Source organism: Streptomyces sp. NPDC031426 (genome assembly GCF_055581585.1).
Genome location: NZ_JBVIJE010000016.1, coordinates 142,819 through 158,414 on the forward strand (window position 1 = coordinate 142,819; position 15,596 = coordinate 158,414).

Here is a 15,596-nt window from a genome sequence, read left to right on the forward strand (position 1 = left end):
CTCTCAGCCCAGCAACTCCCGAACCACCGGCACCAGCGCCCGGAACGCCTTCCCCCGGTGGCTGATCGCGTTCTTCTCCTCCGGGCTCAGCTCGGCGCACGTGCGCGTCTCGCCCTCCGGCTGGAGGATCGGGTCGTAGCCGAAGCCGTTCGTGCCCGCGGGCGCATGCCGGAGTGCACCCCGGAGCCGGCCCTCGACCACCTGCTCGCGCCCGTCCGGCAGGGCGAGCGCCGCCGCGCACGCGAAGTGGGCCCCCCGGTGTTCGTCCGCGATGTCGGCGAGCTGGGCCAGCAGCAGCTCCAGGTTGGCCTTGTCGTCGCCGTGGCGGCCGGACCAGCGGGCGGAGAAGATGCCGGGGGCGCCGTTCAGGACGTCGACGCAGAGGCCCGAGTCGTCGGCGACCGCGGGGAGGCCGGTGGCCTGGGCCAGGGCGTGGGCCTTGAGGAGGGCGTTCTCGGCGAAGGTGACGCCGGTTTCCTTGACGTCAGGGATGTCGGGGTACGCGTCGGCGCCGATCAGCTCGTGGGGGAGTCCGGCCTCGGCGAGGATCGCCCTCAGCTCGGTGATCTTTCCGGTGTTGCGGGTGGCGAGGATCAAGCGGGTCATGCCAGCCAGTATCCCGTCAGTGTTCCTCGCCCCGTACCTAGAGTTCCGTCTGACCCGCCCCCTTGAGCGTGTTCAGGTCGAAGACCTTGGCCATCCTGCTGAAGCCCAGGTCGCTGGGGTGGAGGTGGTCGCCGGAGTCGTAGTCGGGGCGGAGGCGTCGGGGGTCGTACGGGTCGCGGAGCGCCTTGTCGAAGTCGACCACGGCGTCGTACACCCGGCCGGCGCGGATCTCGGCGTTGACCTGCTGTCGTACCGCCTCGCGGGCGGCCGTCCAGCCGCGGTGGCCCTGGAAGGGCATCAGTGTGGCGCCGACGACCTTCAGGCCGCGGGCGTGGGCCTCGCGGACGAGGGTGCGCAGGCCGGTGAGGATCTGGTTCGGGTCGGCGAGCCGCGGGTTGCGGAGGATGTCGTTGACGCCGAGGTCGATGACGACGACCTTGACGTCCGGGTGCGTGAGCGCGTCGCGGGCGAAGCGGTCGAGGCCGCTCTGGTTCTCGGCCGGGCGGCCGAGTCCGTCGGCGAGGACCTGGTTGCCGCTGATGCCCTCGTTCACGACGCTGTAGCGGGGCACCTGCCGTCCGCCTTCGAGCGCGGTGCGCAGTCGGCCGGCGAGGATGTCGGGCCAGCGGTGGTTGGCGCCGATGGTGGAGGTGATGCCGTCGGTGATGGAGTCGCCGAAGACGACGACGGTGCCGTCGGCCTCGTTGCTGAGGACGTCCAGGGCGGTCAGGTAGCGCCAGTAGGACGTCTGTTGGGTGTAGGGGGTGCCGGTGGCGTCCTCGGTGGCGTCCCCGGTGGCGACGTAGGAGATCTGCCTCGCGTGCGGGTGGTAGGTGACCGGGCCGGACGGGGTGGGGGAGTAGGTGGTGACCAGGACGTCGCTGTCGTGCGGGACGGCGAGGTGCACGGGGTCGCCGGCGACCTCTTCGCCGGCCGGTATGACCACGCTGGTGGCGCCGTCGAAGGTGAGGCGGCGCATGGAGTCCGGGTCGGCCGCGGCGGTGCCGTCGCCGGCGGAGAGTGCGATGGAGGCGTGGGTGATGGTCAGCGGCTCGTGGCCGTAGAGGTTGGACAGCGTGATCCGGGCGCTCGTGCCGCCGGTGCTGGTGTGGACGATGTTGCGCACGGAGCGGCCCGCGAGGCCGTGGGTCTCGGTGCCGGGTTCGCCGCCCACCGGGGAGGCGGACCAGGCGCCGACCCAGGTGCCGGTGGAGGCGGGGGCGGCGGAGGAGCCGTGGTGGGGGCGGTCGTCGGTGAGGGCGCCGTGCGGGGTGCCGTCGTCGGCCGCCACGGTGAGGTAGATGGCGGCGGAGACGGCTACGACCAGCGCGATGAGCGCACTCAGTACGGCATAACCATGACGCTTGGTCATGCTTGTGTTGTTCTCCTCGGTGATGGGAGCCCGAGGCTCCGATCTTGGTGAGCCCATGATGCGTCATGGGCCGGGGAGAGCTGTCAGGGCCCTGCTCAAAACCTCTTTTCTGACAGACGCCGGGAACTCTTGTTCCGTTCCGGGAGTCGGTCAGGAAGGGACAATTGTGTGCGGGATCACCGGACGGGGTCACCGGACGGGGTCACTGGACCGGATCACTGGACGGATCAGTGAGTGGGCGTAGCTGAACGGGTGGAGCCGATGGAATCGACCGAGACGGAAGCGGCGCCGGCGCGGGGTGTGTCGTATCGGACCATGACGGCCTTCACCCCGGCCGACGAGGAGCGCCGGCGCGGGGTGCGGCGCATGAAGCTCACGGCGACGAGCATGTTGCTGGTCGTGGCGGTGGTCTATGTCCTGGCCAAGCTCGCCTCGCACGAGGGCGCCGGGCCCTGGGCCGGTTATGTCGCGGCGGCCGCCGAGGCCGGCATGGTGGGCGCGCTCGCGGACTGGTTCGCCGTGACGGCGCTGTTCCGGCACCCGCTGGGGCTGCCGATCCCGCACACCGCGATCATCCCGACCAAGAAGGATCAGCTGGGTGTCTCGCTCGGCGAGTTCGTCGGCGAGAACTTCCTCTCCCAGGACGTCGTACGGCAGCGGCTGCGCGCGGTCGGCATCGGCAGCCGGCTGGGGGCGTGGCTGGCCGAGCCGGAGCACGCGGACCGGGTGACGGCGGAGCTGGCCACGGCGCTGCGCGGTGCGCTGACCGTGTTGCGGGACAGGGATGTGCAGGTGGTGGTGAGCGAGGCGATCACCCGGCGGGCGAACACGAAGGAGGTCGCGCCTGGCATCGGCAAGCTGCTGGAGGGGATCGTCGCCGACGGCGGGCACCGGCGGGCGGTGGACCTGGTGGTGGCCAGAGCGCATGACTGGCTGGTGCTGCACCGGGGTGACGTGATGGTGGCGGTGGAGGGTGGCGCGCCCGGCTGGACCCCGCGGTTCGTGGACCGGAAGGTCGGCGAGCGGGTCTACAAGGAGCTGCTGCGGTTCGTCACCGAGATGCGGGACATGCCCTCGCATCCGGCGCGTGGCGCGCTGGACCGTTTCCTCACCGACTTCGCCTCCGATCTGCAGTCCGACACGGACACCCGGGCGCGGGTGGAGCGGCTGAAGGGCGAGGTGCTGGGGCGGGGCGAGGTGCAGGATCTGATCGCGTCCGCGTGGTCGGCCGTACGGGCCATGGTGGTGGCGGCCGCCGAGGACGAGCGGAGCGAGCTGCGGATGCGGGTGCGGTCCGCGCTGTTGTCGCTGGGTGCGCGGATGGCGACGGAGCCGAAGGTGCAGGAGAAGGTCGACAGCTGGGTCGAGGGGGCGGCGGTGCATGTGGTGACGACGTACCGCAGGGAGATCACCTCGCTGATCACGGACACCGTGGCGAGCTGGGACGCCGAGCACACCACCCGGAAGATCGAGGCGCACATCGGCCGCGACCTGCAGTTCATCCGGATCAATGGCACGGTGGTGGGGTCACTGGCGGGACTGTTGATCTATACGGTGACGCGGACGCTGGGTGCCTGAATCCGCGGTACGCGGGCACCCGTCCCCCCGTCTCCCGCATGTCGGGGGGACGTCTTTCGGCGAGGAGGGAGCCCATGGCCGCAGCGCGGACGCCGGCACCGCAGACCGGCGGGCCCGGCGGGACGGGCCGGACCGTCATCACCGACCTGCCCGCCCGGCTGGACCGGTTGCCCTGGTCCCGCTGGCACTGGACGATCGTGATCGGCCTGGGGACGGTCTGGATCCTGGACGGCCTGGAGGTCACGGTCGTCGGCAACATCGCCGGCCGGCTGGCGGAACCGGGCGGCGGGGTGTCGATCACGTCGGGGCAGATCACCGGCACGGCCGCCGCGCTGTATGTGGCCGGCGCCTGTTCGGGCGCCCTCTTCTGGGGCCGGCTGACCGATCGCCACGGCCGCAAGAAGCTCTTCATGATCACCTTGGCGGTGTACCTGGCGGCGACGGCGCTGACCGCCGTCTCCTGGGAGGCCTGGTGGTTCTTCCTGTTCCGCTTTGTGACCGGTTTCGGCATCGGCGGTGAGTACGCGGCGATCAACTCGGCGATCGACGAGCTGATCCCGGCCGCCCACCGCGGCCGGGTCGACCTGATCATCAACGGCAGCTTCTGGCTGGGCGCGGTGGGCGGCGCGCTGCTGTCGATCGTGGCGCTCGACACGGATCTACTGGCCAGGAACGTCGGCTGGCGGCTGACCTTCGCCCTGGGGGCGGTCCTGGCGCTGGTGATCCTGCTGGTACGGCGGCACGTCCCGGAGAGCCCGCGCTGGCTGCTGATCCACGGCAGGGACCGGGAGGCGGAGGAGATCGTCTCCGGTATCGAGCGCCGGGTGGAGCGGGAGAAGGGCGTGACGCTGCCCGAGCCGCGGGGCGAGCTGGAGATCCACCAGCGCAGGAGCGTGACGTTCCGGGAGATCGCCCGCACGGTCTTCGCTCACTACCGCAGGCGCGCGGTCCTCGGCTTCTCCCTGTTCATCGGCCAGGCGTTCCTGTACAACGCGATCACCTTCGGCTTCGGCGCGATCCTGACCAGGTTCTTCAACGTGCCCTCCGGCCACACCGGTTACTACTTCGCGGTGATCGCGGTCGGCAACTTCTGCGGCCCGCTGCTGCTGGGCAGGCTGTTCGACACGGTGGGCCGCCGGGTGATGATCTCCTCGACCTATCTGCTGTCGGGTCTGCTCCTGTTCGGCACGGCGTGGCTGTTCGACCGGGGCGAGCTGAGCGCGGGCACGCTGACTGCCTGCTGGTGCGCGGTCCTGTTCTTCGCCTCGGCGGGCGCCTCCAGCGCGTATCTGACGGTCTCGGAGGTCTTCCCAATGGAGACGCGGGCGATGTCCATCGCGTTCTTCTACGCCCTCGGCACGGCGGCCGGCGGCATCAGCGGCCCGCTGCTGTTCGCCGACCTCACCGGCACGGGCAAGGTCGGCGACACGGTCCTGGCCTTCTCGATCGGTGCGGCCCTGATGTGCGCGGCGGGCCTGGTCGCGGCCTTCCTGGCGGTGCGGGCGGAGCGCCGCTCCCTGGAGGACATCGCCCGGCCGCTGACGGCGGTGGCGAGCCGGACCAGGGCGGCCACACGGGATGCGCATGGTGTGGGGGGTACGCAGGGGCCTTCGGCGCCGAGTACGCCGTAGGGCGCCTGTGCCGTCAGGCCCCCGTCGTGGAGCCGGGCCGCACGATCATCAGAACGGTCACGGTGGCCCACAGCAGGTTGAACATGCCGGTGGCCATGGCGAGCCGCGCGGGGTTCGTGTCCCGGCCCTCCACGACCGCGCCCTGGGCGGGCAGCACCAGCGCGACGAGGACGACGGCGGCGAGGGCGGTCAGCGCGATCGACACGATCAGCCAGGCGCTCCCGAGCACGCCCATCTCGCTCGCGGTGGCGAACCCGAAGACCGGGACGACGACGCCGACGAGGGCGTAGACCCGGCAGATGTGGTGCAGCAGGTGCAGCGTGCCGCCGGCACCGGGATCGCCGGGCGCGGCGAGGGCCCGGCGTGCGACGGGCGGGAACATGCTGGCGGCGACGGTCACGGGGCCGACGGCGACGATGGCGGCCAGGACGTGGACGGCGAGGAGGAACTTGGTCACGCGGTGACGGTAGGCGGCGGCCGGATCTCGCAGAAGTGGCGGGAGTGCCAGGCTTCAACTGATTCCCGCCAGAAAGGTGGACGGGTGTCTCTGCGGTTACGGCGCCGATGGGCGCCGTCGGCCGTAATCCGTCGTAGGCCTAGGATCCTGCCATGCACACCGTGGCCGTACTGGCGCTGGACGGCGTCATCCCCTTCGACCTCTCCGCTCCCATCGACACCTTCGGCTGGGCGCGGCTGCCCGACGGCCGGGTGCCGTACCGGGTGCGGGTGTGCTCGGTGCGGGGGGAGGTGAGCGCGGGGGCCTTCATGGTGCGGGCGCCGTACGGCTTGGAGGCGCTGGCGGAGGCGGACACGATCATCCTGCCGGGCGTGGCGGAAGTGCCGCAGCAGCTGCCGCCGGGAGTGCCGGAGGCCCTTCGCGCGGCGGCGGCGAACGGCACCCGGATCGCCTCGATCTGCGTGGGCGCGTTCCTGTTCGCGGCGACGGGCCTGCTGGACGGCCTGCGCGCGACGACCCACTGGTGCGCGGCGGGGGACCTGGCGGCGCGGTACCCGAAGGTGACGGTGGACCCGAACGTCCTGTACGTCGACAACGGCCAGTTCCTGACGTCGGCGGGCGCGGCGGCGGCGCTGGACATGTGCCTGCACATGATCCGCAGGGACTTCGGCTCCGCGGTCGCCGCGCACGCGGCACGGATGTCGGTGATGCCGCTGGAACGGGAGGGCGGCCAGTCCCAGTTCATCGTCCACGACCTCCCCCCGGCACCGTCGGGTGCCACCCTGGAACCGCTCCTCCACTGGCTGGAGGACCACTGCGACCGCGACATGACGGTGGACGAGATCGCGGCCCGGGCGGGCATGAGCACCCGTACCCTCAACCGCCGCTTCCGCGAGCAGACCGGCACGACACCGCTGCAGTGGCTGCACCGGGCCCGGGTACGCCGTGCCCAGTACCTGCTGGAGACGACGCCGTACCCGGTGGAGCGCATCGCCGCCCAGACGGGCTTCGGCTCACCGACGGCTTTCCGGGAACGCTTCCGGAGGGTGGTGGGGACGAGCCCCCAGGCGTATCGGAGGGCGTTCCGGCGAGGTGAGGGCGTTCCGGCGGGGTGATGAGGGGTTTTCGAGGTCGACCGGAGCGCCGGGCGGGGCTACCGGGGCGCGGCCTGCGACCCGGACGACGCGGCCCCGCCCGTCGGAGCGACGGGCGGGGCCACGGGGAGTCGGGTCGGTCGGTGTCAGTCGTCGATGGCCTGGTAGAGCGTGGTCCAGAAGTCGTGGATGAGCCGCGCCGAATCCGGGGTGGACATCCCGACCTGGGTGAGCAGGATTCCGGTGAGCTGGTTGTCGGGGTCGGCGTAGGTCGAGGTGCCGCTTCCGCCGTCCCAGCCGAACTGGCCGACGGGCGCGTAGTCGCCGCGGTAGGTGCGCACCGCCATCCCGAAGCCCCAGCCGCCGTGCTGCCCTTGGCCGAAGGACACATGGACGTTGTCGACGGCCATGGCGGTGCGGGCGGCGTTCTGCTCGGGCGTGAGGCGGTTGGTGGTCATCAGCTGGACGGCGGGCCGGGACAGGATCCGTTCGCTCCCGTGCATCCCGCCGTTCAGCAGCATCCGGAAGTAGGCGTGGTAGTCGTCGACGGTGGAGAGCAGCCCGCCGCCGCCGTCCTGGAACGCCGGAGGCTGGCTGTGGCGTCCCCCCTCGGCCTCGTCCCACACGATGAATTCTCCGGTCTGCGGGTCGGGGGTGTAGAGGGTGGGCAGCCGGTCGATCTTGTCGGCGGGCACGTGGAAACCGGTGTCCTTCATGCCCAGCGGGCCGAAGACGCGTTCGCGCAGGAAGTCCTCGAACGACTGGCCGGTGACCCTGGCGACGAGCACGCCGAGCAGGTCGTTGCTGATGTGGTACTGCCAGCGCTCCCCGGGCTGGTACATCAGCGGCAGCGTACCGAGGCGGCGCATCCACTCGTCCGGCTCCGGCATCGGCTCCGGCAGATTGGGCGTGAGTCCCTGCTCGAAGACCGCGTTCATGATCGGGGTGCCGAGTGAGGTCATATCCATGCCAAGCCCGAACGTGGAAGTCAGCACGTCCCGTACGGTGATCGGCCGCCGCGCCGGCACGGTGTCGTCCAGCGGGCCGTCGATCCGCTTCAGCACCCGCCGGTCGGCCAGCTCGGGCAGCCACGGCTCCACCAGGTCGTCCAGCCGCAGCCGGCACTCGTCGAGCAGCACCATCGCCGCCGCCATCGTGACCGGCTTGGACGTCGAGGCCATCCGGAAGATCGTGTCCCGGCGCATCGGCGCGCCACCGTCATGACGCATCGTCCCGAGCGCTTCGACGTACGTCTCGTCTCCCCGGCTGAACAGGGCGACGAGACCGGGGATCTTCCCCGACTCGACATGCCGCGCCAGCACGTCGCGCAGCCGGCGCAGTCCTGCCTCGGCGAAACCGCGGTTGCTCTGTCCCATGACGAATCCCCTTGTCGTGTACGGCGTTTGGCGACGACAGGAACGCTACGACGCTTGCCACGGTGTTGGCAAGTAGTTGCCAGAGCTCGTTGCCAAGCTGGCTTGGACTACCCGGCCGGAGCGAATGCGGGAGGGCAAAGAATTGCCACCATACGGGCAAGCGGGTTAGGATCGGGGTGAAGGGATCAGCCGGACGTCGTACGACGTCGCCACCCGCGGGAGTTCAGACATGCTGGAGCAGCCGGTTTTCGGCCGCCGACTCAGGCAACTGAGGACCGAGCGGGGCCTGACCCTCGCCGCCCTCGCGGGCGAAGGCATGTCGACCGGCTATCTGTCCCGGCTCGAGTCCGGCGCGCGGCAGCCCACCGAGCGGGCCGTGGCGCATCTGGCCGCCCAGCTGGGCATCAGCCCGGCCGAGCTGGCGGAGTCCACGGCCACGTCACTGGTGCAGAGCCTGACGTTGGCCACCGGCCTGGGCCAGGACGAAGCCGGCGAGACGCTCGCCGAGGCACTGAAGGCGTCGGGCGGCGAGGATCCGCTCCTTCGCTGGCAGGCGCTGTGGCAGGTCGCCGAGTGGCGCCGCCGGCGCCGGGAGTTCGCCGAACAGCGCGAGAGCCTCGACGAGCTGGTCGCGCTCAGCGACGACATCGGACTGCCCGAGCTGCGGGCCAGGGTCCTGGCCGAGCTGGCCCGCTGCATGCGCAGCACCGGCCAGATCGACGACGCCGTCACCACCTCGACGCGCGCCTACGAGCTGGCGAAGAGCGAAGACCTTCCCCACCGGGTGCTGACGTCCACGCTGCTGGCCCTGGTGTCGGCCCTCGCCGAGGCCGGGCGGCTTCCCGATGCCGCGCGCTACTGCGACGAGCTGCTCGCCCTGGTCGAGGGGCAGTCCGGAGTGCGCTGGGCCGAAGCCCTGTGGACCATGGCCAACATCCGAACCCGCCAGGGCGATCTCGATGCCGCCGCAGAGCTGATGGACCAGACGATCCGCGGCTTCAACGGCCGGGACGACCTCACGCTGTGGATGCGCCTGCGCCTCGATGCGGCCCAGCTCGATCTCTTGTGCAGACCGCCGAAGATCGAGTCCGCTCAGCGGCGCGTCGAGGAAGTGGAGGCGTGCATGCCGTTCGCGGCAACGCCGACCATGGAGCAGCAACTGCTGGCGCTGCACGCCCGAGTGGCCGTCTATCAGAACCGCACCGCCGAAGCGCGCGCGCTGCTGACCCGGCTCGAGGGCTTCAAGGACGTGACGCCCTACCAGGAACAGGTCAGGCTCGACATGCTGCGCAACAGGGTGCTGCTCATGGAGGGCAATCGCGAGGCGGCCATCACCGGCCTGCGCGACCTCGCCGAGCAGGCCCAGTCGAGCGGCAACATGGACCTCGCCGCGGAGATCTGGCGGTTGGTCGCGGAATCCCTGACGCAGTGAGTCGACGCGGGGCTCACGAGCCCCAGACGGCTGCTTTGCCGCTTGGGTCGGATGCGCTCGGCGGGTAATGGGCGCCGTTGCCCGGCGGGGTCTCGCGGCGCCGGCCGAAGTGCCGGTGCCGGGGGCGGCGCCAGGAGGGTGCCGGTGCCGGGGGTTGTGCCCCGGCGGTCGGCGTCGGCGGGGCCGGCGCCGGAGGAAGTGCCGGTGCCGGGGGGCGTCCCCCGGCGGTCGGCGTCGGCCGAAGCGCTCGCGGCCTCGGTCAGCCCCGGCGGTCGGCGACGGCCCAGGAGGCGAGGGCGACGGCACCGGCGACACCGAGGACGGACGGCCAGGCGCCGACCTTCTTGGCCAGCGGATGGGACCCGGCGAACGCGGCGACGTAAGCGGCCGTGAGCGCACCCGCAGCCTTCCCACCGGCCTGCGCACGCCACTGCTGAGCGGCGGCGACCCCGGCGACGGCCAGCACGGCCCCACCCAGCTGCCGCTTCTTGGTCCAACGGGCCACGCCATACCCACCGACAAGCCCGGTGGCGGCTACGACTGCACTGGGAACCCCGGCCACGACTGCCTCCTCTTTCTCCACTTTTGCGTTGTCTCTGCGCCGAGGCTAACGCGCAGGTCAGCCGACTCGACCAACCTGAGTCGAGGCTTGTCAACTTTCCGTCCTGGAGTTATATAAGAAGCCGTAGGGCATCGCATCCCAGTCCCTGTAGAGAGGAGTGACCCGTGATGCTCATGCGCACGGACCCCTTCCGTGAGTTCGACCGCCTCACACAGCAGCTCTTCGGAGATGCCACGCGCCCGGCCGCGATGCCGATGGACGCCTACCGCTCGGGGGACGACTTCCTGGTCCACTTCGATCTGCCCGGCATCGATCCCGAGTCGATCGAGCTGGACGTCGAGCGCAACGTCCTCAACGTCCGCGCCGAGCGCCGCAACCCGGCCCCCGAGGACGCGGAGATGCTCGTCGCCGAACGGCCCACGGGCACCTTCAACCGCCAGCTGTTCCTCGGCGACACCCTCGACACGGACCGCATCGACGCGTCGTACGAGGCCGGCGTCCTGACCCTGCGCATCCCGGTGGCCGAAGCGGCCAAGCCACGCCGCATCCAGATCACGGGCGGCGACGCCGGCCGCAAGCAGATCAGCGGCTGACCGCCCGCACGGCGGACAGGCGACGGCTGACGGCTGACGACTGACGGCACAGAGCGTCCCGGGTCACGAGCGGAACCCGGGACGCGCCGATCCACCCACTCAAGTCCCCTGCATCACGGGGCACCGGCCCTGCCCGTGCCCCCACGTGTCCCGGAGGAGGAGCCAGCACGATGACCGTGACGACCCCGCAGCCGAGAACAACGATCCCCACCCCGTCTGCCCTGGCGGCCCGTGACGGCGATGCCGACACCAGGCGCTGGCACGAACTGACGGAGCGGGTGCGCGAGGCGGGTCAGTACACCACGAGGGCGGAGGCGGAACGCGTGACCCGCATAGTCCTCTCAGCCCTCGGCGGCCACGTGACCGGCGACGAACGCGTCGCCCTGGCCCAGTCCCTCCCCCGAGAAGCGGCCCGAGTGATCGCCTCCCAGATCCCCGCGACCCACCCCCTGACGGCCAGGGAGTTCGTGGAATCGGTAGCGACGCGCATCGAGGGCTCAACCCCCGCGACGGCCCGCTGGGACGTCAGCTCGGTCCTCAGCACCCTGGCGAACCGGGTCGGCGACCCCCTGACCACCCGCCTCCTCACCCAACTCCCCCCGGGCTTCGCCCTCCTCTTCGGACGGGGGGATCTGGCGCCGGCGGCGTAACGCAACGGGCTCTGGGCGCCGCAGTGGTGTGCGGCGCCCGCACACCCTCCACCGACGTCGCGAAAGCGACTCCCCCGGGGCCCAACCCCGCCAAGCCGCCCACTTTCCGGGGTGGCCCGCTCGCTTGAGCCCGTGCCGGAACGAGTCCCCGCGCCGCCACGATGACCGGATGGGCTCCCCCTCGGTGTTGGCCAACCGCGCCAGCGCGGCTATTTCGGCGACCAGTTGCTCTGGAGCTTCGAGTGCCCGCAGGATGAGTTCGACGTCGACCAGACTCGGCGTGATCTCGCCAGACTCGATCTTGCTGATCTTTGACTGTGAAACATCGCACCGCTTGGCGAGCCGGACTTGGGACAGTCCGGCTCGCTTGCGCAGCGTTCGCAGTGTCTCGGCCAGGTCGGCCTTCGATTGCCCTAGCTGCTGAGGATCAAGCGTCAAGGCCCTTCACGTACTCCTTGAAGGGCACCGATGCCGCGAGAGCGATGCGCTGGTACTCCCGATACGGCACGGGGTCGCCTTCGTACACTTCCCGGCTGATCTGTGTCCCGTCCGGCTCGTAGTGCATCAGCACGATCCGCGATCGGTCGAACATCCAGAAGTCCTGAACGCCGTCGAGGGGATTGGGTCGATCGGTCACGTCGAGGATGCGGATCGCCTCGCCGGCTTCGATGTTGTGGCGGTAGTGCTCGAACTCGAAGCGAAGGTAGTCCGTGAGGGGCTGAGTGACGATGTGCACTCGCCCGACACTGCGTCCGCTCGCCACGTAAGCCTTGACCCGGTCGAACCAAGGCTGCGTCGCCTCCCGCGTCACCGGCTTCCCGGCCAGGAACCGGCGAACGGCTTCTTCCTCCTGCGGCACACGGTAGACGGGCAGAGTCTCCAGACGCCACGCCTCTTTCTGCATGGCGTCGAACGTCCTCCGCCAGTCCTCACCAGCCAAGAGCACGGACAGCCTCCCTCAGCACCGCCTCCGGGATCTCCACGAGAGCCTCTCCCTCTGGCGGGTCGAAGGCATCCGACGGATTCCCCTGGACCACGAACGACCCTGAGCCGGTCCGGTACACGTTGGGGCAGTCATCGCCCCCGCACTCCCCGTTCTCATTGCCGGTCAGCCGCGTCAGATCCGCATGCGCCATTGTGCCCCCTGTACGCCGGGCTGGGCCTGTGCCTGCACCCGAGGATGACGCTAGGGCGGCTTGGCACAGGGCGTCCATGACGACAGGGAAATTTTCCCGTAGTGGGGTAGTCGATCTAGGAAGCGGGACTCTGCTCGGCCGTTGGTGCCTTCGTCGGCTACCGATGCACTGTCGAGCGCGAAGACCTCCTTACTACCCTGCGCCCATGATTCGTGCTGTGGTGTTCGACGTCGGCGAGTGCCTCGTAGACGAAACCAGGGAGTACGGCACCTGGGCCGACTGGCTCGGCGTGGCCCGCCACACCTTCCACGCGATGTTCGGCGCCGTCATCGCCCAGGGACGTGACTACCGCGAGGTCTTCCAGGAGTTCTGCCCCGGCTTTGACCTGTACGAGGAACGTGACAGGCGCGCGGCGGCCGGGCAGCCGGAGACCTTCGGCGAAGAGGACCTTTACGAAGACGTCCGGCCCACGCTGACCTCACTGCGCGCGGATGGCATCTGGCTGGGCATCGCGGGCAACCAGACGATCCGGCCGGGCAAGACTCTCCGGGAACTGCTGGCGGACGACGTCGACTCGATCGGAACCTCGGATGACTGGGGCGCCAGCAAGCCGGATCCGGCCTTCTTCCACCGCGTCGCCGAGGTGGTCCCCTTCAGCAAGGACGAGATCCTGTACGTCGGCGACCGCATCGACAACGACATCCGGCTGGCCGCCGCCGCGGGCATGCACACTGCCTTGGTACACCGAGGACCATGGGCCACGATCCAGTGGCGCTCGGTGGAGGCCGAGAGACTTCCGACCTTCAGGGTCGAGAGTCTCGGGGAACTGTGCGGACTGATCAAGAACTTCAACGACTCGGCGGACTGACGCACGCCGCCAGTGCCAAGCGTTGGGGCCCATGCGGGCGGGCCGATGTCGAGCATGGCGCGATGGACGCCGTCGTCCTTTTGGGGGCAGCCGCTCAGGATCTTCCAGGTCTTCATCCAGGCGAAGCTCGACGAGGTCCTGGACCTTGAAGCGGGAGGCGTTGGATCGGTCTCACCGGAGCAAGTGGTCCGCCTTGCCCGCCTTGATGTCCCGGATCATGGTGCGCAAGGCGTCCCGAGTGTCCGTGATGAAACGGTCCTCCTGCCCGAGCACCGCTATGTAGGCGTTGCCCGCCTCATCGACACCCACCCGGAAGCACGAGTTGCCCTCCCCGCAGAACGGCTCTTCCCACTGGATCTCGTTCATCACGCCTCCTGCAGTCCGTTTGCGATGGTGCGGATGAGGTCCTTCGAGTCGCCGGGGGACAGCGCCAGTTCCTCCATCCGATCCAAGTGAGCACGGTACTTGGCCAACTCGGCCTCGTCGTAGAGGAAGTCCGGACCGTGGGAGTTGTCGATCTGTACGGTGTCCAGTTGCTCCGTCGGTCCCTCTGCGTACAGGACGGTTTGACCCGCACCTGGAAACCCACCATGGGTGAAGGGCACGACCAACACGGTCACGCCGTCCCTCTCGGCCTGCGCGAGCAAGTATTCGAGTTGTTCACGAGCTACTCGGGGCCCTCCGAACTGCATCCGCAGCGCCGCCTCGTGAACGATGCCTGTGAAGGCGCGAGCTTTGTCGCCGGAGAGGATCTCCTGGCGTCGATTGCGATGGGCCGTCCTCATCGCCACTTCGTGTTCGGGCAGTCGTGGCAGGACGGCACGGAACACAGCCAGTGCGTAGTCCGTGGTCTGGAGCAGTCCCGGGATGTGCACAGTGCACGCTGCTCGCATGCGGACGGCCCTGGACTCCAACTCGGCGACGTCCAGTAGGCCTTGGGGAAGAGCGCCACGGTACTGCTCCCACCAACCGTGAGCGCCGGCCGAGGCCATTTCGATCAAGGCGCTCACGTACCTCTCGTCGGTGCGCCGGCAGTGATGAGCCAGAGTGCGCAGGCGTTCCTCGCTGACGTTCCGTACGCCGGACTCCATGTAGGAGATCTTTCCGCGGTCGACGCCGAGGAGCTTTGCTGCCTCCTCCGCAGACATGCCTGCCGCAACCCGCATCCTGCGCAACTCGTAACCAAGGCGCTTCTGCCGCTGAGTCGGAACTTGCTTCGGGGGCATGTCGATCCTTCCGTGTTTGCTCAGACGGCAGTCTGCCGTGTGCCCGCCCCTCCATCCACGATCGAGCTAATTTGCCGAAGCATGTGGCAAATTTACCAAGAGGGCTTCTAGGTTGAGTATCGAGCCGCTGGTCCATGGCGAACAGAAGTGCATCGCGCATGCCTGCCTGGTCTCTCCTGCCCTGGGGAAGGTGGGCATGCGCCAGGGCGACAGGCCACTGCTTGCCGAGCAGCGCAAGACGACACACAGGAGCAGGAGTCGAGACATGGAATGCAGTGCATGTACGCCAAGAACGCCCTGGGAGTTGCCGTTCCTTGCCGTGCCGGAGGAGGCAGCCGCGCTCAGACGTGTGCTGAAGATCCATCTGCGTCTCTGGGGCCTACCGGAGCTGATCGAAAGTGTCCAACTCTGCCTCAGCGAGCTGGTTTCCAACGTGATCACGCACGTTGGTCCAGGTACCCCTTCAACCCTTGCCGTCTCCATGCACGGCACCCACCTGCGCATCGAGATCCATGACCCGGACAGCCGGGCCTTACCAACGCTGATCGACGCGAAGGGCGATGCAGAGTCGGGGCGCGGCATGGCACTTGTCGCTGCCTGCTCCGACCGCTGGGGTGTTCAGCTCCTGCCCGACCGGAAGGTCACGTGGGTCGAGTTCGCGACCGGCTTGAATGCGCCGAACGGCCACAGTCGGAACCCACGTGTCTCCAGGGCCGCGAGTGTCCTCGGCTTGTACGACGTGCAGCAGCCTGCGCGCCCGACCCCATCGAGCAGACTGGCCACCACCATGGCCGAGACGGTGGTGGTCGCGGCCATCGCCGATCTTCTTCATTGGCTTCAGGCGCACGGTCATGATGCCGACCAGGCTCTGGACAGAGCTCAACGCCAGTTCGAGGCCGAGGCGGACCAATTGGCCAACTGGTAGGTAGCCGCGGGCCGGCTGATCCTCGGCGCTGGCCCGTGCGGGCGACAGCCCGGACTTGGATTCTCGGCAAGCTGCCGGGCTGTCGAACAA

At 69.5% G+C, this 15,596-nt stretch carries 17 protein-coding genes and 1 pseudogene; 8 read left to right on the forward strand and 10 right to left on the reverse strand.

Features of this window, described 5'->3' with window-relative positions:
- Nucleotides 1-3: 3 nt before the first annotated feature.
- A complete protein-coding gene (gene rdgB / locus ACZ5NH_RS29495) occupies nucleotides 4-606 on the reverse strand; it encodes an RdgB/HAM1 family non-canonical purine NTP pyrophosphatase (RefSeq protein WP_468779438.1) in 603 nt (200 codons plus the stop codon).
- Between the two features lie 37 nt (nucleotides 607-643).
- The gene (locus ACZ5NH_RS29500; protein WP_468779439.1) at nucleotides 644-1,978 is read right to left on the reverse strand and encodes an SGNH/GDSL hydrolase family protein; all 1,335 of its coding nucleotides are present in this window, start codon (nucleotides 1,976-1,978) and stop codon (nucleotides 644-646) included.
- Between the two features lie 261 nt (nucleotides 1,979-2,239).
- On the opposite strand from ACZ5NH_RS29500, the gene ACZ5NH_RS29505 reads away from it, so the two are divergent.
- Nucleotides 2,240-3,556 (forward strand): DUF445 domain-containing protein, encoded by a 1,317-nt coding sequence (locus ACZ5NH_RS29505; protein ID WP_468779441.1) that lies wholly within the window; start codon nucleotides 2,240-2,242, stop codon nucleotides 3,554-3,556.
- Nucleotides 3,557-3,630: 74 nt separating this feature from the next.
- Complete coding sequence (locus tag ACZ5NH_RS29510; protein ID WP_468779443.1) at nucleotides 3,631-5,187, forward strand: MFS transporter; 1,557 nt, start codon at nucleotides 3,631-3,633, stop codon at nucleotides 5,185-5,187.
- Between the two features lie 13 nt (nucleotides 5,188-5,200).
- Here the strand turns inward: ACZ5NH_RS29510 and ACZ5NH_RS29515 are convergent, their stop codons facing one another.
- Nucleotides 5,201-5,644, reverse strand: coding sequence for a hypothetical protein (locus ACZ5NH_RS29515; protein ID WP_451553847.1), 444 nt, complete (start codon nucleotides 5,642-5,644; stop codon nucleotides 5,201-5,203).
- 152 nt (nucleotides 5,645-5,796) lie between these two features.
- Between ACZ5NH_RS29515 and ACZ5NH_RS29520 the strand changes: the two genes are divergently transcribed.
- Entirely contained in the window at nucleotides 5,797-6,759 is a 963-nt protein-coding gene (locus ACZ5NH_RS29520; protein ID WP_388627434.1) for a GlxA family transcriptional regulator, read from the forward strand.
- Nucleotides 6,760-6,884: 125 nt separating this feature from the next.
- Here the strand turns inward: ACZ5NH_RS29520 and ACZ5NH_RS29525 are convergent, their stop codons facing one another.
- Nucleotides 6,885-8,114 (reverse strand): serine hydrolase domain-containing protein, encoded by a 1,230-nt coding sequence (locus ACZ5NH_RS29525; RefSeq protein WP_468779446.1) that lies wholly within the window; start codon nucleotides 8,112-8,114, stop codon nucleotides 6,885-6,887.
- A gap of 229 nt (nucleotides 8,115-8,343) precedes the next feature.
- On the opposite strand from ACZ5NH_RS29525, the gene ACZ5NH_RS29530 reads away from it, so the two are divergent.
- Nucleotides 8,344-9,546: a helix-turn-helix domain-containing protein gene (locus ACZ5NH_RS29530; RefSeq protein WP_388627437.1), complete on the forward strand. Its 1,203-nt coding sequence runs from the start codon at nucleotides 8,344-8,346 to the stop codon at nucleotides 9,544-9,546.
- A 259-nt stretch (nucleotides 9,547-9,805) separates the two neighbouring features.
- Here ACZ5NH_RS29530 and ACZ5NH_RS29535 read toward each other — a convergent pair whose 3' ends face one another.
- A complete protein-coding gene (locus tag ACZ5NH_RS29535; RefSeq protein WP_388627439.1) occupies nucleotides 9,806-10,108 on the reverse strand; it encodes a hypothetical protein in 303 nt (100 codons plus the stop codon).
- Nucleotides 10,109-10,275: 167 nt separating this feature from the next.
- Here ACZ5NH_RS29535 and ACZ5NH_RS29540 point away from each other — a divergent pair, with 167 nt between their 5' ends.
- Together ACZ5NH_RS29540 and ACZ5NH_RS29545 are read left to right on the forward strand one after the other, a co-directional pair.
- A complete protein-coding gene (locus ACZ5NH_RS29540) occupies nucleotides 10,276-10,701 on the forward strand; it encodes an Hsp20/alpha crystallin family protein (protein WP_388627441.1) in 426 nt (141 codons plus the stop codon).
- Nucleotides 10,702-10,871: 170 nt separating this feature from the next.
- Entirely contained in the window at nucleotides 10,872-11,351 is a 480-nt protein-coding gene (locus ACZ5NH_RS29545) for a DUF2267 domain-containing protein (RefSeq protein WP_468779449.1), read from the forward strand.
- 225 nt (nucleotides 11,352-11,576) lie between these two features.
- Here ACZ5NH_RS29545 and ACZ5NH_RS29550 read toward each other — a convergent pair.
- The 3 genes and pseudogenes from ACZ5NH_RS29550 to ACZ5NH_RS29560 form a co-directional block, all read right to left on the reverse strand.
- Nucleotides 11,577-11,789, reverse strand: a pseudogene (locus ACZ5NH_RS29550) (helix-turn-helix domain-containing protein); the annotation flags it as partial.
- Nucleotides 11,779-12,297 carry a DUF6879 family protein gene (locus tag ACZ5NH_RS29555; RefSeq protein WP_468779451.1) on the reverse strand — a complete coding sequence of 173 codons (519 nt, stop codon included), beginning with the start codon at nucleotides 12,295-12,297 and terminating at the stop codon, nucleotides 11,779-11,781. The gene ACZ5NH_RS29555 and the pseudogene ACZ5NH_RS29550, both read right to left, overlap by 11 nt.
- Complete coding sequence (locus ACZ5NH_RS29560) at nucleotides 12,281-12,487, reverse strand: hypothetical protein (RefSeq protein ID WP_468779453.1); 207 nt, start codon at nucleotides 12,485-12,487, stop codon at nucleotides 12,281-12,283. Before ACZ5NH_RS29560 ends, ACZ5NH_RS29555 begins: the two co-directional genes overlap by 17 nt.
- Before the next feature lie 205 nt (nucleotides 12,488-12,692).
- Between ACZ5NH_RS29560 and ACZ5NH_RS29565 the strand changes: the two genes are divergently transcribed.
- Nucleotides 12,693-13,355, forward strand: a complete 663-nt coding sequence (locus ACZ5NH_RS29565) for an HAD family hydrolase (RefSeq protein ID WP_468779455.1) — start codon at nucleotides 12,693-12,695, stop codon at nucleotides 13,353-13,355.
- A gap of 171 nt (nucleotides 13,356-13,526) precedes the next feature.
- Here ACZ5NH_RS29565 and ACZ5NH_RS29570 read toward each other — a convergent pair whose 3' ends face one another.
- Together ACZ5NH_RS29570 and ACZ5NH_RS29575 are read right to left on the reverse strand one after the other, a co-directional pair.
- Nucleotides 13,527-13,721 carry a hypothetical protein gene (locus tag ACZ5NH_RS29570; protein ID WP_468779457.1) on the reverse strand — a complete coding sequence of 65 codons (195 nt, stop codon included), beginning with the start codon at nucleotides 13,719-13,721 and terminating at the stop codon, nucleotides 13,527-13,529.
- Nucleotides 13,721-14,581, reverse strand: a complete 861-nt coding sequence (locus ACZ5NH_RS29575) for a helix-turn-helix domain-containing protein (protein WP_468779459.1) — start codon at nucleotides 14,579-14,581, stop codon at nucleotides 13,721-13,723. The genes ACZ5NH_RS29570 and ACZ5NH_RS29575 overlap by 1 nt, the downstream gene beginning before the upstream one ends.
- Nucleotides 14,582-14,846: 265 nt before the next feature.
- Here ACZ5NH_RS29575 and ACZ5NH_RS29580 point away from each other — a divergent pair, with 265 nt between their 5' ends.
- Nucleotides 14,847-15,506 carry an ATP-binding protein gene (locus ACZ5NH_RS29580; RefSeq protein ID WP_468779488.1) on the forward strand — a complete coding sequence of 220 codons (660 nt, stop codon included), beginning with the start codon at nucleotides 14,847-14,849 and terminating at the stop codon, nucleotides 15,504-15,506.
- Nucleotides 15,507-15,596: the final 90 nt, after the last annotated feature.